Raw genomic sequence first — 24658 nt, 5'->3', positions numbered from 1 at the left:
CTGGAGGATGTGGTAGTCGTCTTCATGGTGTTGCTTCCTTTTTGGTTTGATCACCCCGAGCCTACGGCTCAGGGGAAGCAACGCCACCCTTTTTCAAAGTTTCAACATCCGTCGGGACATCCCCCGCATCCGGCGGCGATGGGCGGTAATTTCTTCCTGAACGAAATCGCGGAAGGCCATGACCCGTTTCGATTGCCGCAGCTCTTCGGGATAGGCAAGGAAAACAGGGACTTCGCCGCTTTCGATCTCGGGCAGGACGCGGCGCAGGCGCGGCGTGAATTCTGCCACATAGTCCGGCAGCACACCAATCCCGAGGTCCGACTGCACGGCCTGAAGGACGCCGAAATAGTTGTTCACATGGAGCAATTTCGGGGTGTCGTAGGTCAAGAGGTGTTGCACCAAAGTCGCACCGGCGGCGACCTGGAACGCGCTCGGGCTTTGGCAGATCAGGCGATGCGCACCGATCTGTTCAAGGTGGTCGATCTCGGGCGCGGCGTCGAGATAGGCATCGGTCGCGTAAAGCCGCATCCGCACCGACATCAGCCGCTTGCGGATCAGGTCGGCCTGGCTGGGCTCTTTCATGCGGATGGCCACGTCGGCCTCGCGCATGGGCAGGTCAAGCACCCGTTCTTCCAGCATGAGGTCGATATTCAGGTCGGGATATTTCTCGTAGAGTGTGGGCAGGCGCGGGGCCAGCCACAAGGTGCCGAAGCCCGTTGTCGTGGTTACCTTCAATTCACCGAAGACCTCCTCCTCGCTGTCCCGTATCCGCGCCGAGGCGGCATCGAGCCTGCGGGACATGGCGCGCGTGGCGTCGAACAGCAATTCGCCCTGTTCGGTGAGAATCAGCCCGCGTGCATGGCGGTGGAACAAGGTGGTGTTGAGCGATTCCTCAAGCGCACGGATCTGCCGGGACACGGCGGACTGGCTAAGGTGCAGGGTGTCGCCCGCGTGGGTCAGACTGCCCGCATCGGCCACCGCGTGAAAGATTCTTAGCTTGTCCCAGTCCATAGCTGTCCCTTCCGCAAACCCGTTACCGCAAACACGTCGCGGTCCTTACTACGGCCACTATGTCGTTTGCAAAGGCTCTTGTCAGGGTCTTATCGCTTTGTAGGTCAGCTTTTTTGACCTATAATGCCGGAAACGCTCAACGGATACGAGGAGGTGCCCAATGAGCCGCCACGATGTTTCCCTCGAAGACCGCTTCGACCTGACGAAATCGCCGGTTTTGTTGAATGGCACGCAGGCCCTGGTGCGGTTAATGCTGATGCAGCGGGCGCGCGATCGGGCGGCCGGGCTGAACACGGCAGGGTATGTCACAGGCTATCGCGGCTCGCCGCTGGGCGCGGTGGACCTGCAGATGCAGCGCGCCGAAAGGGAACTGGCCGAGGCGCATGTCCTGTTTCAACCGGGCCTGAACGAGGATCTTGCGGCAACGGCGCTCTGGGGCAGCCAGCAGGCCGAATTGCGCGGCGAGGGCCGGTATGACGGGGTTTTCGGGCTCTGGTATGGCAAGGGCCCAGGCGTGGACCGGTCCGGCGACGTGATGCGCCATGCCAACATGGCCGGCACCAGCCCCCATGGCGGGGTGCTGATGGCCATGGGCGACGACCATACCGGTGAAAGCAGCACGACCCTGCATCAGTCCGACTGGGCCATGGTCGATGCCTACATGCCCATCGTCAGCCCGGCGGGCGTTCAGGAAATACTCGATTTCGGGCTTTATGGCTGGGCGTTGTCGCGTTTTGCCGGGGTCTGGGTGGGTCTCAAGACCATGAAAGACACGGTCGAGGTCACAAGCGTCGTGGATGGCGACCCGTTCCGCCAACGCTTCGTGACGCCCGATTTCCCGATGCCCGAGGGGGGCTTGAACATCCGCCTCGTGGACACGCCAGTTGCGCAAGAGGCGCGGATGATCGACCACAAGCGTTTCGCCGCCGAAACCTTTTCCCATGCCAACGGGATGGACCGGCGGGTCTGGGGCAAGCCGGGGGCGAAGATCGGGCTGGTCGCGGCGGGAAAGAACTGGCTCGACCTGCAACACGCCTTTTCGCTGTTGGGGATCGACGCGGCCGAGGCCGAGCGGCTGGGGATCACCACCTACAAGGTCGGGCAGGTCTGGCCCATGGACATGAAGGGCTTTCACGACTGGGCCGAGGGGCTGGACCTGATCGTCTGCGTCGAGGAAAAGCGCAAGCTGATCGAGGTTCAGGTGAAAGAGGCCATTTTCGACGACCGCCACGGGCGGCGCGTCTATGGCTGGCACAAGGGCAATTCCTATATCGACGACCGGCGCGAGGAACTCTTCCCGACTCGCTTTGCGCTGGACCCGGTCTGGGTGGCCGAAAAGATCGGCCAGGTCCTGATCGAGGAAGGCCGCCGGACCGATGCGATCGAAGGCGCATTGTCGAAACTTGCCGAGGCCAAGCGCGCGGACAATGCCGAAGAGATCGCGGCGCGGCTGCCCTACTTCTGTTCCGGCTGCCCGCACAATACGTCCACCAAGGTGCCCGAGGGCGAACGCGCCTATGCCGGGATCGGCTGTCATTACATGGTGCAATGGATGGACCGCGACACGGTCGGGTTCACCCAGATGGGTGGCGAGGGCGCGAACTGGGTGGGCGAGGCACCGTTTTCCAAGCGCTCCCACGTGTTTCAGAACCTTGGGGACGGCACCTATAACCATTCAGGCGTGCAGGCGATCCGCTTCGCGCTGATGGCGGGCACCAACATCACCTACAAGATCCTCTATAACGACGCGGTCGCCATGACCGGCGGCCAAAAGAACGACGGCGATCTGGGGGCCGACCAGATCTGCCGTGAATTGCTGGCGATGGGAGTGCGCGACGTGGCCGTGGTGCATGATCCCAAGGAAGGCTTCGATATCAATAGCCTGCCCGCCGGTGTTCATGTTCACGAACGCGACGAGATGGGCGCGGTGCAAAAGGGGCTGGCCAAGGTGCCGGGCGTCACGGCGCTGGTCTATATCCAGACCTGCGCCGCCGAGAAGCGCCGCCGCCGCAAGCGCGGCCAATTTCCCGATCCGGACCGCCGCGTCTTCATCAATACCGATGTCTGCGAGGGGTGCGGCGATTGTGGGGTGCAGTCGAACTGTGTCTCCATCGTGCCGGTCGAGACCGAGCTGGGCCGCAAGCGGGCTATCGACCAGTCGAGCTGCAACAAGGACTTTTCCTGCCTCAAGGGGTTCTGCCCCAGTTTCGTGACCGTCGAGGGCGCGCAGCTGCGTCAGAACCACGGCACCGGGCTGGACCTGCCGGACCTGCCTGCGCCCGACCTGCCGGGGATCAAATGCACTCATAACGTCGTCATCACCGGGGTCGGTGGCACCGGAGTCGTGACGATCGGCGCGGTGCTTGCCATGGCCGCCCATGTCGACGGCAAGGCGGCGGGCATGATGGAGATGGCCGGGCTGGCGCAAAAGGGTGGGGCGGTGCATATCCATTGCCGCATCGCCGAGGCAGCGGAGGACATCGCCGCGATCCGCGTGGCCACGGGCGAATGCGACACGCTGATCGGCGGGGATCTGGTCGTCAGTGCCGGAGCCAAGACGCTGGGGCTGACCACCACCGGCCGCACCCGCGCCGTGGTCAATTCGCACCAGATCATCACGGGCGATTTTACCCGCGATACCGAGTTCCGTTTGCCTGCTGATCGCCTGACCGTCGCGTTGGAGGCGCGGCTGCGCGACCGGTTGGCGATGTTCGATGCCAACGATTTGGCCAGCCACCTGCTGGGCGACGCCATCTATTCCAACATGATGATCTTCGGCGCCTGCTGGCAGATGGGGGGCATTCCGATCTCCGAGGCGGCGATCAAGCGGGCAATCGAATTGAACGGCGCGGCGGTCGAGCGCAACACCCGCGCCTTCGATTATGGCCGCTGGGCCGTGCTGTACCCGGAAAAGGCGGCGGCCCTGCTGAAAGACAAGGTGATCGCCAAGCCCAAGACGACGGACGAGAAGATCGCCTATCGCGCCGAGCACCTGACCGCCTACCAGGATGCCGAATATGCGAAACGCTATACCGATTTCGTCGCGCGCTTCGACGGCGCGCTGAAAGAGGCGGTCGCCAAGGGCTATCACAAATTGCTGGCCTACAAGGACGAATACGAGGTCGCACGGCTGCACCTGGACACCCGCCGCAAGGCCGAGGCCGCACTGGGCGGTGATATCCGGCTGACCTATCACCTGGCCCCGCCGGTCCTGTCGCATGATGGCCCCGATGGGCGGCCGAAAAAGCGCGCCTTCCGCGAGGCGACCATGCGCCGCCTGTTCCCCTTGCTGGCCCGCCTCAAGGGGCTGCGCGGCACATGGGCCGACCCTTTCGGACGAAGCGATGAGCGCCGGATGGAACGCGCGCTCATCCGTCAATACGAGCGGGACATGGACGACGCCCTGCGCCTGATGCGCCCGGACACGGAAGAGGCCGCTTTGGCCCTGGCCGAGTTGCCGCTTTCGATCCGCGGCTTCGGCCCGGTCAAGGCGGCCAATGCCGCGAAGGCCGAAAAGCGCCGCGAGGAATTGCTGGCAGTCCTGCGCGCGCCGGACGGGGACAGGCAGGTGGCCGAGTAACGGACTGTTATCAAAGCGTCACAGAGGCTGGCTATTCTGCATTCCCCTGCGTAAAGCAGCATGACGAGAACAGCCTTTTCCACGCCCATGAGCGACAAGCATATAGCCCGCGACATTTCCTACGCCCATTCTGCCCGGTCCAAGGGCGGGCGGGCCATGATCCGCGTGATGGAAAACGCCACTGGCCGGTTGCGCCTGATCCGCAAGGCCCGCGGCTATGCCGAGGAGGTCGCGGAGGGGCGGGATTTCTGGCAGGTGATCTGCAACCGCTACAAGATCCGGCTGGAGGTCGTCGGCGGCAGCCTCGACGATATTCCGACACAGGGCCCGCTGGTGCTGGTGGCCAATCACCCCTACGGCATCCTTGACGGGCTGATGATGGGCCGCATCCTGTCGGAACGCCGCGCCGGCGATTTCCGGGTTCTGGCCCACAAGGTGTTCCGGAAGTCCCCCGACCTTGAACGCGTGATCCTGCCCATTGATTTCGACGAGACCAAAGAGGCCGCGAAGCGCAACATGGAGACCCGCAAGGAGGCGCTGCGCTATCTCGGGCAGGGCGGGGCCATCGGGATCTTTCCCGGCGGCACGGTCAGCACCTCTCTCAGGCCCTTTGCGCGCCCGATGGACCCTGCCTGGCGCACCTTCACCGCCAAGATGATCGCCCGGTCGGATGCCCAGGTCGTGCCGGTCTATTTCGAGGGGCACAACAGCCGCCTGTTCCAGCTGGCCAGCCATTTGCACTACACGCTGCGCATGGGGCTTCTGATCCGTGAATTCCGTGCCCGTGTCGGCAGCACCGTGCGTGTCGTGATCGGCCGGCCCATTCCCGCCGAAAAGCTGGACCCTTTGCGCTCGGACCCCAAAGCCATGATGGATTTCCTGCGCAAAGCCACGTATGAGCTTTCGCCAAGCCCGGTGGCCGCAGATGCCATCGGGTTCGAATATGACGACAGGCACAAGATCAAGGCAGGCGGGACGCGCGACAATGGCAGTGGGAATCTTTGATAGCGGACTGGGCGGGCTGACAGTTTTCGATGCGGTGCAACGTCGGTTGCCGGATGTCCCCTTCGTCTATTTCGCCGACAGCGCCCATGCGCCTTATGGCGTGCGTGATGCCGACGATATCTACGCCTTGACCACCAGCGCCGTGCAGCGGCTTTTCGATGAAGGCTGCGACCTGGTCATCCTGGCCTGCAACACCGCCAGCGCCGCCGCCCTGCGCCGCATGCAGGAGGGCTGGGTGCCGCGCGACAAGCGGGTGCTGGGCGTCTTCGTGCCGCTGATCGAGGCGCTGACCGAACGCAAATGGGGCGACAATTCCCCGCCGCGCGAGGTTGGGGTGAAGCACGTTGCCCTGTTCGCCACGCCCGCCACCGTCAGCAGCCGCGCATTCCAGCGTGAACTGGCCTTTCGCGCGATCGGCGTCGATGTCGAGGCGCAGGCCTGCGGCGGCGTGGTCGATGCGATCGAAGAGGGCGACATGATCCTCGCCGAGGCGCTGGTCAGCAGCCATGTCGATGCGCTCAAGCGCAAGATGCCAAACCCCGATGCCGCGATCCTCGGCTGCACGCATTACCCGATGATGGAAAAGGAATTCCAGGCGGCGCTGGGGCCGGAGGTCAAGGTATTCAGCCAAGCCAACCTGGTGGCCGACAGCCTTGCCGACTACCTCGAACGCCATCCCAACATGATCGGGCCGGGCGAAAAGGGCGGGTTCCTGACAACGGGCGATCCCAAGAAGGTTTCGGCAGGCGCCACCCGATTCCTGCGGCGCGAAATCAGCTTCGACGCGGCCTGATGTCGCCTTGTGCCGGCGCACCCCAGCCCTTACCTGATCCTCGATTGAAGGACTGACATGACCCATAAAGTCGCAATTCTCGGCGCGTCCGGCTATACCGGCGCAGAACTGGTCCGCCTGATCGCCAGTCACCCGGCGCTGGAGATCGGCGCTCTGTCGGGCAATTCCAAGGCCGGTATGGCGATGGCGGATGTCTACCCGCATCTGCGCCACCTGGACCTGCCGCGCCTGACGACCATCGAAGACGTGGATTTTTCCGGAATCGATCTGGCGTTCTGTGCGCTGCCTCATGCGACCTCTCAGGCGGTGATCGCGCAGTTGCCAAAGCAGGTGAAGGTCGTGGACCTCTCCGCCGATTTCCGTCTGCGCGACCCGGCGGAGTATGAAAAGTGGTATGGCCAGCCGCATTCGGCGCCTGAGTTGCAGGAGCAGGCGGTTTATGGCCTGACCGAGTTCTACCGGGCCGATATCGCCAAGGCGCGGCTGGTGGCTGGCACGGGCTGCAACGCGGCAACCGGGCAGTTCATTCTGCGCCCGCTGATCGAGGCGGGGGTTATCGACCTCGACCAGATCATCCTCGACCTGAAGGTTGGCGCGTCGGGCGCCGGGCGTGCGGCCAAGGAAAACCTGCTGACTGCCGAGATGGTGGAGAATGCCAGCGCCTATGCCGTGGGCGGCAAGCACCGGCACCTGGGCGAGTTCGATCAGGAGTTTTCCGCTGTCGCCGGACGCAAGGTGGAAATCCAGTTCACGCCGCACCTGATCCCGGCCAGCCGTGGCATCCTAGCGACCGCCTATGTGCAAGGTGACCCGGCCGCGATCCACGCGGCGCTGGCCGAACGATATGCCGATGAGCCGTTCCTGCATGTGCTGCCCGTGGGGGCGGTGCCGGCGATGAAGGACGTGCGCGGATCGAACCTGTGCCATATCGGCGTGGTGGCGGACCGGCGCGCGAATCGTGCTATCATCGTGGGCGTGATCGACAACCTGACCAAAGGCTCCAGCGGGCAGGCGATCCAGAATGCCAACCTGATGCTGGGGCAGGATGAAACCACGGGGCTGATGCTGGCCCCGGTCTTTCCGTAGAAGGGCTTTGACAGATGGCCGGAATGAAATCCCTGAAGAAGCAGCGCCGCATCCAGGTGATCATCGTCGCATTCGTGGCGCTGGCGCTGGCCTCGGGCCTGATCGGCTATGGGTTCCGCGATGGCATCGCCTTCTTCCGCTCACCGTCGGAAATCCTGGCCGCGCCGCCCGCAGAGAGCGAGCTGTTCCGCATCGGCGGCATGGTCGAAGAAGGCACGATCGTGCGCGGCGAAGGCACGCAGGTCAGTTTCTCGGTGACCGATGGCGGGGCCTCGGTGCCGGTGGTCTTTGACGGTATCCTGCCGGACCTCTTTGACGAGGGTCAGGGCATGGTCGGGCAGGGGCACTACGTCAACGGCACCTTCCAGGCCGTTGAAATCCTTGCAAAGCATGACGAGGACTACATGCCCGCCGAACTGGTCGACAGCCTCAAGGAGCAGGGTGTCTACAAGGAACCGGACGCCGGGGCAGCAATCAATTAACCCAGATCTCACAGCCTTTTCCCCTGCAATTGACTGGGGAAGAGGCCATGCAAAGCGTTCGAGAGATTGCCGAGGAAATCGTCGCCCGCGAGGGTGGATACGTCAATGATCCGGATGATCCCGGCGGGGCGACCAATCACGGGGTGACGATCCACACCATGCGCCGGTTGGGGCTGGACCTGGACGGTGACGGGCAGGTCAGCGCGGCGGATGTGCGGGCCCTGTCGCGCGATCAGGCGATCGAGATCTTCGTGCGTCACTACTACCAGCAAACCCGTATCAACCGCCTGCCCGAAAGCATCCAGCCATCGGTCTTCGACATGTATGTCAATGCCGGTGCCAATGCGGTGCGCATCCTGCAACGGCTGCTCAACGACATGCGCTTGCAGGTCGAGGTGGACGGGGTGATCGGGCCACAGACCATCGCCGCGGCGCGCGACGCGCAGGCCGCCGCGCCGGGGCACTTCGCCGATGCCTACGGGATCGCCCGGCGGAATTACTATTATGCCCTGGCGGATCGCCGCCCGTCCTCTCGCAAATACGCCCGGCGCCGCGATGGCGGCAAGGGCGGCTGGATCCGGCGGGCCGAGGAATTCATCGCGCCCCGCTTCCACCTGACCGAGGCCCAGCATCGCGAAAGGGTCGCGGGATGGGGTTGATCGAACGCATCCTTTCGCTCTTCTTCGATGACGGCCGCAACGTGATCCGCGACACCGCCGAGGTGTTTCGTGAGAACAGCGAGGGGGCTGCGCTCCGCGAGGCGCATCTGCGCCACTCGACCTTGCGCCAGTTCGCGGCCGAGTTCGCCACGCCCCGACCGGGCCCGTTCGACCGGGTCATGAACGGGCTGAACCGCCTGCCACGCCCCTTGCTGGCCTTTGGCACGATCGGCCTCTTCGTCGTGGCCATGGTGGACCCGATCTGGTTTGCCAGCCGGATGCAGGGCATCGCGGTCGTGCCAGAGCCGCTGTGGTGGCTCATGGGGGCGATCGTCAGTTTCTATTTCGGCGCGCGCCACCAGGCTCATTCCCAGCAATTTCAACGCTCTATCGCGCAGTCCCTGGCGCATGTGCCGACCGTGATCGGCAACACCCGGCGGCTGGATGCGATGCGGGCGGGCCCGGCGCCTGGTGCACCGGACGGCCCGGTGGTCGACACGGCCCCCAATCCGGCGCTGGCCGAATGGCAGAACACGCGACCGTGACGCTTTGACCGACCGGTTCTGCTTTTTCACGAGGGCGCAGGCGATATACTGCATCCCATGATTACAGAGCTTGGACATTTCGCCCTGATTCTCGCCGCCCTCGTGGCCGTGGTTCAGACCGTCGTGCCGCTGGTCGGTGCCCACAAAGGCTGGCGCAGCTGGATGGCGCTGGCCGATCCGGCCGCAACGGTGCAGCTGATCCTTGTGGGGTTCTCCTTCGCGGCGCTGACCTATGCCTTTGTCGTGTCGGATTTCTCGCTGCGGTTGGTGTTCCTCAATTCCCATTCCGACAAGCCGATGCTCTACAAGATTTCCGGTGTCTGGGGGAACCACGAAGGGTCCATGCTGCTCTGGGTTCTGACGCTGGCGCTGTTCGGGGCCTGTGCCAGCTGGTTCGGATCGAACCTGCCCGCCTCGCTCAGGGCCCGCGTGCTGGGGGTGCAGGCGCTGGTGTCGGTGGCCTTCTACGCGTTCATCCTGCTGACATCGAACCCGTTCCTGCGCATGGAGGTCGCCCCCTTTGACGGGCAGGACCTCAACCCGCTCTTGCAGGACCCGGGCTTGGCGTTTCACCCGCCTTTCCTCTATCTCGGCTATGTCGGGCTTTCGATGACCTTCTCCTTTGCCATCGCCGCCCTGCTCGAGGGCAAGGTCGATGCCGCCTGGGGCCGTTGGGTGCGGCCCTGGACGCTGGCGGCCTGGCTGTTCCTGACCGTTGGCATCGCGCTGGGGTCCTGGTGGGCCTATTACGAGCTGGGCTGGGGCGGGTTCTGGTTCTGGGACCCGGTGGAAAACGCCAGTTTCATGCCGTGGCTTCTGGCGGCGGCGCTGTTGCATTCGGCCATCGTCGTGGAGAAACGCGAGGCGCTGAAAAGCTGGACGATCCTGCTGGCCATCCTCGCCTTCGGGTTCTCGCTTCTGGGCACGTTCATCGTGCGTTCCGGCGTCCTGACCTCGGTTCATGCCTTTGCCAATGACCCTGAACGCGGCGTGTTCATCCTGGTGATCTTCGGCGGTTTCGTCGGGGCCGCTCTGACGCTCTTTGCCGTCCGGGCCAGCGCGATGGAGGCCAAGGGCGTCTTTTCCATGGTCAGCCGCGAAAGTGCGCTGGTGGCGAATAACGTGTTATTGGCGGTTTCGGCCTTCGTCGTTTTCATCGGAACGCTCTGGCCGGTTTTCGCGGAAATGGCGCTGGGGCGGGTCCTGTCCGTGGGGGCACCGTTTTTCAACGCGGCCTTCTCGCCGTTTTTCGTGGTGTTGGCCCTGATCCTTCCGGTGGGCGCCATGCTGGCCTGGAAACGTGGAAACCTGCGCCGGGCGATGACGCCGCTTTGGCCTGTGGTGGTTCTGGCCGTGGCCTTGGGCGGGCTGGCCTTTGCGATGCAGACCGGGCGCAGTGCACTCGGGCCCGTGGGCGTCATTCTGGGCGTCTGGGTCGTGGGCGGCGCGGCCATGGACCTTTGGCAACGCACAGGGCGCAAGGGGCTGTCGGATCGGCTGGGCCGGCTGACGCGGCTGCCACGCGCCGATTGGGGCAAGTTCATCGCCCATAGCGGGCTGGGCGTGACCATCTTCGCGGTGGCGGGCCTCATGGCCTGGGAGGCCGAGGATATCCGCGTCGCCGATATCGGCGACCGCTGGCAGATCGGTATCCACGAGATCGAGCTGCGCGACGTGCGCCAGGAACAGGGGCCCAACTACATCACCACCAAGGCCGACATGGCGATCTTCCGTAATGGCCGGGAAGTTGGCGTTGTCCACCCCGAGAAACGCTTCTACCCGGTGGCCGAAATGCCCACGACCGAGGCCGGGATCCGCAATGGCGTGCTGCGCGATGTCTACCTTGTGGTGGGCGATCCCCAAACCAATGGCGGCTGGGCCGTGCGCAGCTATATCAAGCCCTTCGCGAACTGGATCTGGGGCGGCTCGATCCTGATGGCGATCGGCGGGTTGGTCAGCCTTAGCGACAGGCGTCTGCGTGTCGCCGCTGGCGCAGCCAAGCGCAGGACACCGGCGGGCGGGGTGCCTGCGGAATGAAGCGCCTGATCCTGATCCTGACCCTTCTGGCGGCCCCTGTCTGGGCCGTACAGCCCGACGAGGTTCTGGACGACCCCGCGCTGGAGGAACGCGCACGCGATCTATCTACCGGGTTGCGCTGTCCGGTCTGCCAGAACGAGAGCATCGACGAAAGCAATGCCGGCATCAGCCGCGACTTGCGCATTCTGCTGCGCGAACGGCTGGTCGCGGGCGACAGCGACGAAGAAGCGGTGCAGTTTCTGGTCAACCGCTACGGCGAATACATCCTGCTCAGCCCGACCAAAAGTGGCGCGAACCTTGTTCTGTGGCTGGCGGCCCCGGTCCTTTTGCTGGTGGCGGCGGGCGTTGGCTATGCCTCGGTTCGGGCCCGCTCGAAGGCCAAGGCCCCCGAGACCCTGACGGACGCGGAGAAGGCCCGGCTGGAAGAAATCATGCGCTCCTGACGCGGGGTTGGACTTTCCTGAACTGCATGGTTCAGTAAAGTGCGCAAGAGGCTGCGGAAAGGGCAAGCAAATGGACTATCAGGCTATACGGCTGGAAATCGCGGACGGGGCGGCGGTGCTTACGCTGAACCGGCCCGACGTCATGAACGCGCTTAACACCCAGATGCGGGCCGAGGTTGCCCATGCGGTCAAGGCTGCCGGCCAAGAGGCGCGGGTTCTGGTGATCCGCGGGGCGGGCGATGCGTTCTGCTCGGGGCAGGATCTGGGCGATGGTGGCAATGCTGTCAGCCTCGACCTGGAGCGGACCTTGCGCGATGAATACGTGCCCATGCTGCGGGCGATTTTCGACAGCCCCATCCCGACCATCGCAGCCGTGCATGGCCCCGCCGCCGGGGCGGGTGCGAACCTCGCCTTGGCGGCCGATGTGGTGATCGCCGCCGAAGAGGCCGTTTTCATCCAGGCCTTCACGCGCATCGGGCTGATCCCGGATGCCGGCGGCACCTATTGGCTGCCGCGCCAGATGGGGGCGGCAAAGGCCATGGGGGCGGCGTTGTTCGCCGACAGGATCACCGGGCGGCAGGCCGCCGACTGGGGCATGATCTACGAGGCCGTGCCCGCCAGCGAGCTCGACGAACACCTGGCCCATCGGGTGGCGCACCTGGCGAAGGGTCCGACCGAGGCCTATCGCCACCTCAAATCGGCGATCCGAGGGTCTTTCGAGAACACGCTCGACGAACAATTGGCGCTGGAGGCCCGCTTGCAGGGCGAATGCGGCAAGACCCGCGATTTCAAGGAAGGTGTCATGGCCTTCCTCGAGAAACGCCCGGCGAATTACGAGGGGCGCTAGGGCCGCGCAAGAGCAAGGTAGATACTGTCCGACCATTCGCCACCCACGAAAAAGGTGTTCCGCGCGCGCCCGGTCTCAACGAAGCCGAGCGACGCAAGAAGCCCGAACGAGGCCGCGTTGCGCGGGTCGGTGTCCGCAGTCAGCGCCGGGGCCTCGGTTGTGGTCCAGAGGTGGAGGATGATCGCAGACATGGCCTCATGCGCCAGCCCATTGCGCCAATGGTCGGGGTGCAGGATGAAACCGACCTCCCACGGGTCATGCATCCCGCCGGCACCTATGGCGCGGCCGGCGTGCTCCCAGATGAAATAGGTGGGCTGGTCGGCGAAGGTCGCGATCATGCGGTCCAGCATGGCCTGTGTCGTGTCCAGCTCGCCGTGCGGAAGGCTGGACCAGTAGCGCATGGCGCGCCTGTCGCCGTAGATGGCATGCAAGTCGTCCAGGTCGCCCGGTCGGGGCCCACGCAGGGTAAGGCGTGCGGTGATCAATGTGGTCATGCGGCAGGCTAGCTTGGAAACCGCCGGTCGCAAACAAAAAGGGCCGCCATTGCCGGGACGACCCTTTTGCATTTCCATATGCTGGTGGATCAGCGGTTTTCGATATCCACGTAATCGCGCAGGTCCGCCCCCTGGTAGAGCTGGCGCGGGCGGCCGATCTTCATCTGCGGGTCGGACAGCTGTTCTTTCCACTGGCTGACCCAGCCGACCGTGCGCGACAGGGCGAAGATCGGCGTGAACATCGAGGTCGGAAAGCCCATCGCCTCAAGGATGATGCCGGAATAGAAGTCCACGTTCGGGAACAGTTTCTTCTCGACGAAATACTCGTCTTCGAGCGCGATCCGCTCCAGTTCCTTGGCGACTTGCAGCAGCTTGTTGTCCTCGACGCCCAGCAGGTCGAGCACCTCGTCCGCCGACTGCTTGAGCACCTTGGCGCGCGGGTCGGTGTTCTTGTAGACGCGATGGCCGAAACCCATCAGGCGGAACGGGTCGTTCTTGTCCTTGGCGCGGGCGATGTATTCGGGGATCTGGTCGACCGTGCCGATCTCCTTGAGCATCTCGAGGCAGGCCTGGTTGGCGCCGCCATGGGCCGGGCCCCAGAGGCAGGCGATGCCAGCGGCGACACAGGCAAAGGGGTTTGCCCCCGAGGACGAGGCCAGACGCACCGTGGAGGTCGAGGCGTTCTGTTCATGATCGGCATGCAGGGTGAAGATACGGTCCATGGCGCGGGCCAGGATCGGATCGACCTGGTATTCTTCGGCCGGGACCGAGAAGCACATGTGCAGGAAGTTGGCCGCGTAATCGAGATCGTTGCGTGGATAGACGAAGGGCTGGCCGATGGAATACTTGTAGGCCATGGCGGCAATCGTCGGCATCTTGGCGATCAGGCGGAACGAGGCGATCTCGCGCTGACGCTCGTCGGAGATGTCGGTGCTGTCATGGTAGAAGGCCGACATGGCGCCGACCACACCCACCATGGTTGCCATCGGATGCGCATCGCGGCGGAAGCCGCGGAAGAAATTGTGCATCTGCTCATGGATCATCGTGTGGCGGGTGACCGTGGTCTCGAATTCCTCAAGTTCCTCGGCCTTGGGCAGGTAGCCGTAGAGCAGCAGGAAGCACACTTCCAGGTAATGCGATTTGCCGGCCAGCTGGTCGATCGGGTAGCCGCGATGGGTCAGGATGCCGGCGTCGCCGTCGATATAGGTGATGGTGCTGTCGCAGGACGCGGTCGAGGTGAACCCCGGATCGTAGGTGAAGACCCCGGCCTGTCCATACAGCTTGCGGATGTCGACGACATCGGGGCCGGCGGTCGGCGAATGCATCGGGAGATCGAAGGTCTTGCCGTCGATGGTCAGGGTCGCGGTCTTGGTGGTGTCGGCCATGGCGGTTTCCTTTGTTTCAAGGCACGCCCGAGGCCGGGCGTCGCGGTTTTCTACCGGTCCGGCCTGCGATATCCGCCAAAGGTGACGAAAAGGTTTCAGCCGGCGGCGTCCTGAAGTCGCGCGATGGTTTCGTCGCGGCCCAGAACGAGCATCATGTCGAACACGCTAGGGGAAACGGAGCGTCCGGCAAGGGCCGCCCTCAGGGGACCGGCCAGTTTGCCCAGCTTCGTCTCGTGCGCCTCTGCGAGGTCAGCCACGAGCGCCTCCAGCGCATCTCGGGACCAGCTAGCAGTTTGCAACTGCGGCGTCAATTCCTTCAGTATACCACGGGATACATCGTCCAGAGCAGCGGCCGCCTTTTCATCGGGGGCGATCGGTCGAGAGGTCAGGCAAAACTGAGCCTTTTCAAGGAGTTCAGGAAAGGTCTTGGCCCTGTCTTTCAGGCTGGGCATGGCTTGCGACATCGCGTCCCGCTGGTCGTTTGTCAGCGGCTCGGCCCCGGTTGCGGCCAGGAACGCCTCCAGTTCATGCAGCAGTGCAGCATCGTCGCTTGCCGCGATGTGCTGGCCGCAGATATTGGCCAGTTTCTTGAAATCGAACCGGGCCGGCGCCTTGTTGATGCCGTCGAGGTCGAACCACGCTTTCGCCTGGTCGTCGGTGAAGAACTCGTCATCGCCATGGGCCCAGCCCAGGCGCGCAAGGTAATTGCGCATGCCGGCGGCCGGATAGCCCATCAGCTGATATTCGGCGACGCCCGTGGCGCCGTGACGCTTGGAGAGTTTCTTGCCGTCCGGCCCGAAGATCAGCGGGATATGGGCATAGACCGGTAGGGGCCAGCCCATCGCGCGGTAGATCGTCATCTGACGCGCGGCGTTATTGAGGTGGTCGTCGCCCCGGATCACGTGGGTTACGCCCATGTCATGGTCATCGACCACCACGGCGAGCATGTAGGTCGGGCTGCCGTCCGAGCGCAGGATCACCATGTCGTCCAGCTGATCGTTGCGGATCGTGACCTTGCCCTGGACCTTGTCGTCAATCACCGTTTCGCCCTCCAGCGGAGCCTTGACGCGGATCACGTAGGGCGTGTCCGGGTGCGTGGCCGGGTCCGCGTCGCGCCAGGGCGAGCGGAACAGGGTCGATTTACCGGCGGCGTGGGCCTCGTCGCGGAAGGCCTGGATTTCCTCCTGCGTGGCGAAACACTTGTAGGCATGGCCGTTGTCCAGCATTTCGCGGGCCACTTCGGCATGGCGGTCGGCACGGGCATATTGGCTGTAGGGTTCTTCGTCGTAGTCCAGCCCCAGCCAGTCCATGCCCCGCAGGATCGCGTCGGTCGCCTCCGGGGTGGACCGGGCGCGGTCGGTATCCTCGATGCGCAACAGGAACTTGCCGCCGCGGCCCCTTGCAAATAGCCAGTTGAACAGCGCCGTGCGCGCGGTGCCGATATGCATCTCGCCTGTGGGCGAGGGGGCGATGCGGGTGACGACCTGTTCGGACATGGGCATTAACCTTTCGCTAACCATGGGTTCCTAGCTTGGGCCGGGGCATACTCGGGCTGAAGGGCAGGGACAAGTGCGCCTTCTGAGATGGATGGATAACGGGCTGCTGCGGCAGCAGGGCCACCTGTTCGGCTGGTCCCCGGTGCTGTTCGCTGTGGGGATTTCCCTCTATTTCGGGGTGCGTTTCGAAGCGGGTATCGCACTTTACGCCGGTGCGACGGTGGCGCTCCTTGCCTGCCTCGGCCTGGTGCGCCTTTGCCCGGACGGTTTGCGCGCCCTTCCGATCGGGCTGGCGCTGGTTCTGGCCGGGGGGCTCGTCGCCGGGGTGAGGGCCCATTCGGTGGCGGCGCCGGTGCTGGATTTCCGCTACTACGGACCGGTCGAAGGGCGGGTGATCGAGATCGACCGCTCCGCCAGCGACGCGGTGCGCCTGACCCTGGACCGGGTCGTACTGGAGGATATGTCGCCCGCCCGGACCCCGGCGCGGGTGCGACTCTCGCTGCACGGGCAACAGGGCTACGTGACCCCAGAGCCGGGCCAGACCCTGATCCTGACCGGGCACCTGTCGCCGCCCGCCGGACCGGTGGAGCCGGACGGGTTCGATTTCCGCCGCATGGCCTGGTTCGAGGGTCTGGGCGCGGTGGGGTATACCCGCACGCCTGTCCTTCTGGCGCGACCCGCCGAGGACGGCGCGGCCGGATTGGCCATCTACCGGGTCCGGGTGGCCATATCGCGCTGGGTGCAGACGGCGCTGCCCGACGAGCGCGGCGCCTTCGCGGCCGCGATCATGACAGGCGACCGGTCCGCCATGGGCCAGGAGGTGCTGGAGGATCTGCGCGCCTCGAACCTCGCGCATCTTCTGGCAATCTCGGGCCTGCATATGGGTTTGCTGACCGGCTTCGTCTTCCTGGTGATGCGCAACGCGTTGCTGCTCTGGCCCGGCTTCACCCTGCGCCACCCGGCCAAGAAGGTCGCGGCGTTCTGTGCCCTGGTTGTTGCGGCGGGGTATTACGCCATGTCCGGGGGCAACGTGGCCACGGAACGGGCCTTCATCATGGTCTCGGTCATGCTGGTGGCGGTGATGCTGGACCGCCGGGCGCTGACCATCCGCGCGGTGGCCATCGCGGCGCTGATCGTACTGGTGTTGCGCCCAGAGGCGTTGTCGGGTCCCGGCTTTCAGATGTCCTTTGCCGCGACAACGGCGCTGGTGGCTGTCTTCGGCTTCCTGCGGCGGTTCGACATGGACTGGTTGCCGCGCCGGTTGCGGCCGGCCTTGGGTGTCGTGCTGTCCTCACTGATTGCCGGGCTGGCCACGGCGCCCATTTCGGCGGCGCATTTCAACCAGGTGTCGCATTACGGGCTTCTGGCCAATGTCCTGTCGGTGCCGGTCATGGGCACGCTGGTGATGCCGGCCGCCGTGCTGGCGGCGGTGCTGGCGCCGGTGGGCCTGTCGGGGATCGGGTTGTGGCTGATGGGTTTGGGCATTCGCTGGATCCTGTTCATCGCCGATTGGGTCTCGGGGCTGGAGGGCGCGGTCGGCCATGTACACAGCCCGGCGCCTCCGGTGCTGGGCCTCTTGGCCTTCGGCGCGTTGGTGATCGTGCTGTGGCAGGGGCGCTGGCGGCTGGCCGGCCTCGGGCCGGCTGCCCTCGCAGGGGTGCTTTGGCTGACCACCGAGCGCCCGGTGCTCCTGATTGCCGACAGCGGGGCGCTGATCGGGGTGATGGGGGATCAGGGCCGGGCCCTGTCCAAGCCGCGCGGCGACGGGTTCGCGGCCCGGGCCTGGCTGGAAAACGACGGCGGCCCGGTGGCACAGGCACAGGCCTTCGAGCGCCCGGGCCTCAGCATTGAGGGACGGCGGCAGGAAGTCCGGCTGGGCTCGGCGCATCTGGTCGCTGTGCGTGGCAAGATGGCGCTGGCCGATGTCGTGGATTGCGACGGTGCAGATATCCTGGTGTCGAACCAGCAGGCCAGGCCGGGCCGCAGCTGCACGGTGCTTGATATCGCGACCCTGCGCGACAGCGGGGCGATCGCCGGCTACCTGCGCGACGGTGAATTGCAGCTGGTCAGCGTGCGCGACCGCACGGGAGAGCGTCTATGGAACAGCCGCCGCGCCCGAGAGGTGGCGCGGCTGGCTTGGCGCTAATATGGCTGAGAGGGCGGCGTCAGTAGGTGCGGATCAGCCCGACAAGACGGCCCTGCACCTTGACCTGGTCGTCGCGGAACAGGCGGGTTTCATAGGCCGGGTTTGCCGCTTCGAGCGCGATGGTGTTGCCCGAACGGCGATAGCGTTTCAGCGTCGCCTCTTCATCCTCGACAAGGGCCACGACGATCTCGCCGTTATCTGCGGTCCGGGTTTCGCGGATGATGACCACGTCACCATCGTTGATGCCCGCATCGATCATCGAGTCGCCCTTGACCTCGAGCGCGTAATGCTCCCCGGCGCCGACCATGCTTTGGGGCACGGCCACGTTGTGGGACACTTCGGAAATGGCGGCGATCGGCACACCGGCGGCGATGCGGCCCATCACCGGCAATTCTATGGCGCCCGACGCCTCGACCGACAGGGCCTTGGACGGGGTGCTGTCCGGGCGGTCGCCCTCGATCACGCGGGGGCTGAAGCCGGCTTTCTGTTCCAGCGCCTCGGGCAGCTTGATGATTTCCAGCGCGCGGGCCCGGTGGGCAAGGCGACGGATGAAGCCGCGTTCTTCCAGTGCCGTGATCAGCCGGTGAATGCCGGATTTCGAGCGCAGGTCCAGCGCCTCTTTCATTTCGTCGAACGAGGGCGGCACGCCGTCACGCTGCATCCGCTTGTGAATGAACTCCAACAGGTCGAGCTGCTTCTTGGTCAGCATGGATCATCTCCGACAAGGGGCATTTGGGTCGCCCGGTTACGGAATGTTCTACGGGTGTTCCCGTTTTGTGTCAACATGTTCCGCTAGAGCGGCAGGACGTCCACATATCTGCCGGCGGGCTGGCCCGGATCACCGGGGGGCTGGACGATCAGGCAATCGGCCTCGCTGAGCACCGACAGCAGAGAGCTGTCCTGCTTGTCATAGGCGATAACACCCGCTGCCGTCGTGCGGGCGCGCAGGTAATGCTGGCGCGGTCCGTTGGCGGGCAGATCGGCGGCCAGCGGTCGTTGCTCGGGCATCGGGACCACGTCTTTTTGTCCCAGCATGGCGCGGATTACAGGGGCCACGAAAACATGGCCGCAGACCATGGCCGAGACCGGGTTGCCCGGAAGCCCGATCAGCGCCGCATCGCCAAGCCGCCCCGCCATCAGCGGCTTTCCGGGGCGCATGGCGACCTTGTAAAAGGCGCGCTCCATCCCCCTGTCGGCCAGCGCGGGGCCGACAAGGTCATGATCGCCGACCGAAGCGCCCCCGATGGTGAGGATCAGGTCTGCCCCCTCGGCCAGGTCGAACACGGTCTGGAGAGAGGCCTTGGTGTCTCGGGCGATGGGCAGCAGGCGGGCGGTGGCACCCAGCGCCTCGACCAGCGCGGCCAGCCCATAGCTGTTGGAGGCGATGATCTGGTCGGGGCCGGGGTCTTCGCCGGGTTGCACCAGTTCGTCCCCTGTTGCGATGATCGCCACGTCGGGGCGGCGGGTGACAGGCACCGTGTCGATATTCATCGCGGCCATCAGGGCCACGTCCGAGGGCGACAGAAGGCGCGGCGCGTCCAGAGTGTCGCCGATCCGGAAATCGGCGCCCAGGGCGCGCACATGGGGGCCGGTGCCAAGATCCTCGGTCAGGGTGATGGTGCCGCCGTCCCGCGAGGTATCCTCCTGGATGACAACGCGGGTCGCGCCCTCGGGCATGGGGGCGCCGGTGAAGATACGCACGGCCTGCCCGGACCCGACCGAACCCGAGAATCCGTGCCCCGCCGCCGCCTCGCCGATGACCTCGAACCGGTCACCCGGCGCCGCGCCGCCCGCAATGGCATACCCGTCCATGGCCGAGGCGGAAAACGGCGGCTGATCGCGACGGGCGGTCACGGGCCGGGCCAGTGTGCGCCCAGACGACGCGCGCAGCGGCACCTCTTCCACCGCAAGCGGCGCGGCCAGTTCCAGCAGCTTGTCCAGGGCCTCGGAAACGGTGATCATGCCTCGAACCGTCCTGACTTGCCGCCATCCTTGAGGGTCACGCGGATGCCTCCGATCTCCATGTCCTTCTGCACGGCCTTGAGCATGTCATAGACGGTGAGTGCGGCGGTGGACACCGCCGTCAGGGCCTCCATCTCGACGCCGGTCTGGCCGGTTGTCTTGACGGTTGCGGTGATACGCACGCCGGGGAGGGTGTCGTCGGGGGTAAGGTTCAGCGCGACCTTGGTGACGGGCAGGGGGTGGCAGAGCGGAATCAGGTCGGCCGTCTTCTTGGCCCCCTGGATGCCCGCGATGCGGGCAATGCCCAGCACATCGCCCTTTTTCGCGGTGCCGGCGGTGACATGAGCGAGCGTGTCGGGCGACATGCGCACATGACCTTCGGCCGTGGCGATCCGGGGGGTCTGGGGCTTGGTCGAGACATCGACCATATGCGCCTGGCCCTCCGCGTCGAAATGGCTGAGTTTGCCGCCGCTCATGCCATGGCCCCCGGATGGACCGGGTCGGCGAGGATCGCACGGGTGGCCGCGGTCACATCGTCCTGGCGCATCAGGCTTTCGCCGATCAGGAAGCTGCGCGCGCCGCAGCGGGCCATATCGGCCAGGTCGGCCGGGGCGAACAGCCCGCTTTCGCAGACGATCATGCGGTCATGGGGCACGTGCTTGGCCAGGCGCCGGGTGGTGTCCAGCGTCACCTCGAAGGTCTTGAGGTTGCGGTTGTTGATCCCCATGAGCGGCGATTTCAGATGGCAGGCGCGGTCCAGTTCGGCGGCGTCATGGACCTCCAGCAGGACATCCATGCCCAGATCGAAGGCCGCGGCTTCCAACTCGGCGGCCTGTGCATCCGAAACCGAGGCGAGAATGATCAGGATGCAATCGGCCCCGAGCGCACGGGCCTCGACCACCTGGTAGGGGTCATACATGAAATCCTTGCGCAGGGCGGGCAGGGCGGTGGCCGCGCGGGATTCGGTCAGGTAGGCATCGGCGCCCTGGAAGCTGGGCGTGTCGGTCAGAACCGACAGGCAGGTCGCGCCGCCCTCCTCGTAGGCGCGGGCCAGGGCGGGGGGGTCGAAATCCTCGCGGATCAGGCCCTTGGAGGGGCTGGCCTTCTTGATTTCGGCGATCAGGCCGTAGCCGGTTTTCGCGGCCCGGGTCAGCGCCTCGGCAAAGCCGCGCGTGGGCCCGGCCTCTTTCGCGGCGGCTTCGAGGGTGGCCAGCGGTGTTTCGGCCTTGCGCGCGGCGATCTCGTCGAGCTTGTAGGCCTTGATCTTGTCGAGAATATCCATGGGGCAGGAGTAGCGCGGGCCGCGGGCGAAGACAATTGCGGTTTGCGTAACGGGGTGGCTTGCGCCACGCAGGTTCATCCCGGCGTCGCCCGTGGCGCCGCCGGCGGGGCAGGGGCGCTGCCCCTCTTGGCCTGCGGCCAATTCACCCCGGGATATTTACCGGTCCGAAGAAAGCCTCAGCCGGTGTGGCTGATCCGGGCCAGGGTGTCCACGGCGCGTCGGGCGGCTCCGCTGTCGATGCTGTCGCGGGCCAGCTCCGCCCCTTGCTTGAGGCTGTCGACCTTGCCGGCCACGAGCAGCGCGGCGGCGGCATTGAGCAGCACCGCGTCGCGATAGGCGCTGGCCTCGCCAGCCAGCAAGGCGCGGAAGGCGCGCGCATTTTCCCCGGGCGTGCCGCCGAGGATGGCCTCGAACGGGTGGGTGGGCAGGCCGGCATCCTCGGGGTGGACCTCGCGCAGGGTGATCATGTCGCCCGATTGCGCGGCGACCCAGCTGACGCCGGTGATCGTCAGCTCATCGGTCCCGTCCGAGCCATGGACCAGCCAGCTTGCCTCGGAGCCGAGGGCTTGCAGGGTCTGGGCCATGGGCTGGATCAGGTCACGGCTGAAGGCGCCGGTCAGCTGGCGTTTTACACCGGCCGGATTGGTCAGCGGGCCGAGGATGTTGAAGATGGTGCGCGTGCCCAGCTCCATCCGGGTGGGCATGACATGCTTGATCGCCGGATGATGCATGGGCGCCATCATGAAGCCGATGCCGGCCTCGGCGATGGCTTTCTCGACGATCTCGGGCCCGATCATGACCTCGATGCCCATTTGTCCCAGCGCATCGGCGGCCCCGGACTTCGAACTGAGGTTGCGGTTGCCGTGCTTGGCCACGGGCACACCAGCGCCCGCAACGACGAAGGCCGTGGCGGTCGAGATGTTCAGGGTGCCCTTGCCGTCGCCGCCTGTGCCGACGATGTCCATGGCCCCCTCGGGCGCCTTCACCGGCACGCATTTGGCGCGCATCACATGGGCGGCGGCGGCGTATTCGTCGACGACCTCTCCGCGGGTCCGCATGGCCATCAGCAACCCGCCCATCTGGCTGGGCGTAGCGTCGCCCTCGAACAGGATCTCGAAGGCCTGCTCGGCCTGGGCGCGGCTCAGCGGGCCCTCGGCCGCCGCGGCGATCAGGGGTTTGAGGGCGTCGCTCATGCCGGCACCTTCATCAGGTCGAGGAAGTTCTGCAGCAGCCGGTGGCCGTGTTCCGAGGCGATGCTTTCGGGGTGGAACTGCACGCCGTGGATCGGCAACGTCTTGTGCTGCAGCCCCATGATCACGCCATCGTCCAGTTCGGCGGTGATCTCCAGGCAATCGGGCAGGCTGTCGCGCTCGACGACGAGCGAGTGGTAGCGGGTCGCCTCGAAGGGGCTTGGAATGCCCTCGAAGACGCCTTTGCCCATATGGCTGACGCGGCCCATCTTGCCGTGGACGATCTCGTGACAGCGCACGACCTTGCCGCCGAAGGCCTCGCCGATGGTCTGGTGACCGAGGCAGACGCCCATGAGCGGCGTGCCGGTTTCGGCTGCGGCCTTTGTCAGTGACAGGCAGATGCCCGCCTGGGCCGGATCGCAGGGGCCCGGGGACAGCAGGATGCCGGCCGGGTTCAGCGCCATCGCCTGCTGCACGTCAAGCGCGTCGTTGCGGTGCACCTGCACCTCGGCGCCCAGCTCGCCCAGGTAATGCACGAGGTTGTAGGTGAAACTGTCGTAATTATCGATCAGCAGAAGCATGTTTTCGCCGTCTCCGCCTGAGGGCCTTGGGGGCAAGGCCAATTCGGGGCTACCATCGCCCGGGCGGGGCGCGGTATAGTTGCGCCTAGATGGGCCGAAGCGGAGGGCGGCGTCAAGGCCGCCGCGCCGGTTCACGAGGATGGACGACAGGCCGGGCGACAGCCGGCAAGGGGGCAGGACAGTGGCACGTGGATTTCTTTCGGGCGTTCTGGCGGGCGGATTCGTATCGGTTCTCGGTCTGGGGACCGCCTCGATGCTGAGCGAACAGCCGGCGGGCAACACGCCACCGGCCCCGCCTCAGGTCGATGCGCCGCAGGCCGCCTCGGGCGATACGCCCGCGTCCGAAGCCCCCTCGGTGTCCGGGCCGGGCGAAGGGGAGGGACCCAGTCTTGGCCCGGCGCCGGACGTGGAGAGCGCCGCGCAGCTTGATGGCGGGGATCGCGCCGCCCCGGATGCAGATACCGCCCCGCCGGCGGTGCCCCGGGCCAGCAGCGTCGAGGGTGACCTGGGCGCCCCCAGCGTCGAGACCGGCGCGGCCCCGGATGTCGCCGGCGATGCGCCGGTTCTGCCAAATCCGCAGGCGCCCGCACCGGATACGCCCGATCCCGAAAGCGATATCGTCCTGTCCACCGATCCCGGCACGCCCCCGGCGCCGGTCGTGGTCGAGGACGGTGAGACCCAGGTCGGTGGTGCAGATGGCGCGCCGATCGAGGTTGAAATCGTCGAGCCGGATGATGACGGCATGGCTGGCGACCCGGTCGAGGAGGTCACTGGGCCAGTGGCCGGCGACGATCCGCAGCTGGCCGGGGCGGGGACGCGGATAACCCCGGATGCCTCGCCACAATTCGAAATGCAGGGCGGCAATACCCTGTTACAGGACCGGGAAACCGGGGTTGCGGTGAACCGGCCCGGTCAATCGGACGCAGCCGAGAACGAGCCCGAGGCCGCCCCGGCGGTTCCGGCCCTTGTTGCCTATGCCGCCGATGCGCCGAACCCCGAAAATCTGCCGGTTCTCTCGATCATCCTGATCGACGCGGGCGGGATGGCTGGCGATGCCGGACCGGCGTTGGTGGCCGGTCTACCGTTCCCGGTGACCGTGGCGATCGACCCCGGGGCTGACGGTGCGGCCGAGCGCCTTGCCGCGTATCGCAGCCAGGGGACCGAGGCGGCGATACTCGCGCGGCTGCCCGAGGGCGCGACCCCGCAGGATGTCGAGGTGGCGCTGGAAGGCACCTTTGCCAGCCTGACCGAAACCGTGGCCGTCCTGGACCTGGGCGGGCCGGGACTGTCGAATAACCGCGAGGCGACCCGGCAGCTGATGCGCATCCTGTCCGATGGCGGGCGCGGCTTCGTCTCTGTCGGTCGCGGGCTGAACATGGCGGACCGGGTCGCCGAACAGGAGGGGGTGCCGACCGCCACGGTCTATCGCGATCTCGATGCCGAGGGGCAGGATGCCAGCGTGATACGCCGGTTCGTCGATCAGGCCGCCTTTCGCGCCCGACAGCAGAGCGGTGTCGTGCTGATCGGGCGGGTGCGCCCCGATACGATCACGGCCCTGATGAACTGGGGCAACGACAAGCGTGCCGCCCAGGTCGCGCAGGTGCCGCTATCGGCGGTGTTGCAGGCACAATAAG

22 protein-coding genes are annotated in these 24658 nt (G+C 65.8%); 12 read left to right on the top strand and 10 right to left on the bottom strand.

Annotation, left to right across the window (positions count from 1 at the left end; translation table 11 throughout):
* Window positions 1-93: 93 nt before the first annotated feature.
* Complete coding sequence (locus tag DFK10_RS12240) at window positions 94-1011, bottom strand: LysR family transcriptional regulator (protein WP_109389318.1); 918 nt, start codon at window positions 1009-1011, stop codon at window positions 94-96.
* 160 nt (window positions 1012-1171) lie between these two features.
* On the opposite strand from DFK10_RS12240, the gene DFK10_RS12235 reads away from it, so the two are divergent.
* The 10 genes from DFK10_RS12235 to DFK10_RS12190 all read left to right on the top strand — a co-directional run bounded on the left by DFK10_RS12235 (window position 1172) and on the right by DFK10_RS12190 (window position 12488).
* Window positions 1172-4591 (top strand): indolepyruvate ferredoxin oxidoreductase family protein, encoded by a 3420-nt coding sequence (locus tag DFK10_RS12235; RefSeq protein WP_109389317.1) that lies wholly within the window; start codon window positions 1172-1174, stop codon window positions 4589-4591.
* 87 nt (window positions 4592-4678) lie between these two features.
* Window positions 4679-5596 carry a lysophospholipid acyltransferase family protein gene (locus tag DFK10_RS12230; RefSeq protein WP_109389316.1) on the top strand — a complete coding sequence of 306 codons (918 nt, stop codon included), beginning with the start codon at window positions 4679-4681 and terminating at the stop codon, window positions 5594-5596.
* Window positions 5577-6389 (top strand): glutamate racemase, encoded by an 813-nt coding sequence (locus tag DFK10_RS12225; RefSeq protein WP_109389315.1) that lies wholly within the window; start codon window positions 5577-5579, stop codon window positions 6387-6389. The genes DFK10_RS12230 and DFK10_RS12225 overlap by 20 nt, the downstream gene beginning before the upstream one ends.
* Before the next feature lie 57 nt (window positions 6390-6446).
* A complete protein-coding gene (gene argC, locus DFK10_RS12220; RefSeq protein ID WP_109389314.1) occupies window positions 6447-7475 on the top strand; it encodes an N-acetyl-gamma-glutamyl-phosphate reductase in 1029 nt (342 codons plus the stop codon).
* A gap of 23 nt (window positions 7476-7498) precedes the next feature.
* Window positions 7499-7957 carry a cytochrome c maturation protein CcmE gene (gene ccmE, locus DFK10_RS12215; protein ID WP_109389323.1) on the top strand — a complete coding sequence of 153 codons (459 nt, stop codon included), beginning with the start codon at window positions 7499-7501 and terminating at the stop codon, window positions 7955-7957.
* A 47-nt stretch (window positions 7958-8004) separates the two neighbouring features.
* Entirely contained in the window at window positions 8005-8616 is a 612-nt protein-coding gene (locus DFK10_RS12210) for a holin-associated N-acetylmuramidase (protein ID WP_109389313.1), read from the top strand.
* Complete coding sequence (locus DFK10_RS12205; protein ID WP_109389312.1) at window positions 8607-9161, top strand: holin family protein; 555 nt, start codon at window positions 8607-8609, stop codon at window positions 9159-9161. The genes DFK10_RS12210 and DFK10_RS12205 overlap by 10 nt, the downstream gene beginning before the upstream one ends.
* Before the next feature lie 57 nt (window positions 9162-9218).
* Window positions 9219-11198 carry a heme lyase CcmF/NrfE family subunit gene (locus tag DFK10_RS12200; RefSeq protein ID WP_109389311.1) on the top strand — a complete coding sequence of 660 codons (1980 nt, stop codon included), beginning with the start codon at window positions 9219-9221 and terminating at the stop codon, window positions 11196-11198.
* The gene (locus DFK10_RS12195; RefSeq protein WP_109389310.1) at window positions 11195-11641 is read left to right on the top strand and encodes a cytochrome c-type biogenesis protein; all 447 of its coding nucleotides are present in this window, start codon (window positions 11195-11197) and stop codon (window positions 11639-11641) included. The genes DFK10_RS12200 and DFK10_RS12195 overlap by 4 nt, the downstream gene beginning before the upstream one ends.
* 70 nt (window positions 11642-11711) lie before the next feature.
* A complete protein-coding gene (locus tag DFK10_RS12190; protein ID WP_109389309.1) occupies window positions 11712-12488 on the top strand; it encodes an enoyl-CoA hydratase-related protein in 777 nt (258 codons plus the stop codon).
* Here the strand turns inward: DFK10_RS12190 and DFK10_RS12185 are convergent.
* The 3 genes from DFK10_RS12185 to gltX all read right to left on the bottom strand — a co-directional run bounded on the left by DFK10_RS12185 (window position 12485) and on the right by gltX (window position 15863).
* The gene (locus DFK10_RS12185; RefSeq protein ID WP_109389308.1) at window positions 12485-12982 is read right to left on the bottom strand and encodes a GNAT family N-acetyltransferase; all 498 of its coding nucleotides are present in this window, start codon (window positions 12980-12982) and stop codon (window positions 12485-12487) included. The genes DFK10_RS12190 and DFK10_RS12185 overlap by 4 nt on opposite strands.
* Before the next feature lie 89 nt (window positions 12983-13071).
* Window positions 13072-14367: a citrate synthase gene (locus DFK10_RS12180; RefSeq protein WP_109389307.1), complete on the bottom strand. Its 1296-nt coding sequence runs from the start codon at window positions 14365-14367 to the stop codon at window positions 13072-13074.
* Between the two features lie 95 nt (window positions 14368-14462).
* Window positions 14463-15863 carry a glutamate--tRNA ligase gene (gene gltX / locus DFK10_RS12175; protein WP_109389306.1) on the bottom strand — a complete coding sequence of 467 codons (1401 nt, stop codon included), beginning with the start codon at window positions 15861-15863 and terminating at the stop codon, window positions 14463-14465.
* A 73-nt stretch (window positions 15864-15936) separates the two neighbouring features.
* Between gltX and DFK10_RS12170 the strand changes: the two genes are divergently transcribed.
* The gene (locus DFK10_RS12170) at window positions 15937-18009 is read left to right on the top strand and encodes a ComEC/Rec2 family competence protein (protein ID WP_328589375.1); all 2073 of its coding nucleotides are present in this window, start codon (window positions 15937-15939) and stop codon (window positions 18007-18009) included.
* 19 nt (window positions 18010-18028) lie between these two features.
* Here DFK10_RS12170 and lexA read toward each other — a convergent pair whose 3' ends face one another.
* The 6 genes from lexA to DFK10_RS12140 form a co-directional block, all read right to left on the bottom strand.
* On the bottom strand, window positions 18029-18718 hold the full coding sequence (gene lexA / locus DFK10_RS12165) for a transcriptional repressor LexA (RefSeq protein WP_109389304.1): 690 nt from the start codon (window positions 18716-18718) through the stop codon (window positions 18029-18031).
* Window positions 18719-18801: 83 nt separating this feature from the next.
* Complete coding sequence (locus tag DFK10_RS12160) at window positions 18802-19971, bottom strand: molybdopterin molybdotransferase MoeA (RefSeq protein WP_109389303.1); 1170 nt, start codon at window positions 19969-19971, stop codon at window positions 18802-18804.
* Window positions 19968-20447, bottom strand: a complete 480-nt coding sequence (gene moaC / locus DFK10_RS12155) for a cyclic pyranopterin monophosphate synthase MoaC (RefSeq protein WP_109389302.1) — start codon at window positions 20445-20447, stop codon at window positions 19968-19970. Before moaC ends, DFK10_RS12160 begins: the two co-directional genes overlap by 4 nt.
* On the bottom strand, window positions 20444-21253 hold the full coding sequence (gene trpC / locus DFK10_RS12150) for an indole-3-glycerol phosphate synthase TrpC (protein ID WP_109389322.1): 810 nt from the start codon (window positions 21251-21253) through the stop codon (window positions 20444-20446). The genes moaC and trpC overlap by 4 nt, the downstream gene beginning before the upstream one ends.
* Window positions 21254-21429: 176 nt before the next feature.
* The gene (gene trpD, locus DFK10_RS12145; protein ID WP_109389301.1) at window positions 21430-22446 is read right to left on the bottom strand and encodes an anthranilate phosphoribosyltransferase; all 1017 of its coding nucleotides are present in this window, start codon (window positions 22444-22446) and stop codon (window positions 21430-21432) included.
* Window positions 22443-23024: an anthranilate synthase component II gene (locus DFK10_RS12140; RefSeq protein ID WP_109389300.1), complete on the bottom strand. Its 582-nt coding sequence runs from the start codon at window positions 23022-23024 to the stop codon at window positions 22443-22445. The genes trpD and DFK10_RS12140 overlap by 4 nt, the downstream gene beginning before the upstream one ends.
* A gap of 181 nt (window positions 23025-23205) precedes the next feature.
* Between DFK10_RS12140 and DFK10_RS12135 the strand changes: the two genes are divergently transcribed.
* A complete protein-coding gene (locus tag DFK10_RS12135) occupies window positions 23206-24657 on the top strand; it encodes a divergent polysaccharide deacetylase family protein (protein WP_217810147.1) in 1452 nt (483 codons plus the stop codon).
* The last annotated feature ends 1 nt before the right edge of the window (window position 24658 follow it).

This window comes from Salibaculum griseiflavum (assembly GCF_003129565.1).
Taxonomy (GTDB): Bacteria; Pseudomonadota; Alphaproteobacteria; order Rhodobacterales; family Rhodobacteraceae; genus Salibaculum; species Salibaculum griseiflavum.
This window is presented reverse-complemented; position numbering and strand designations above follow the sequence as displayed.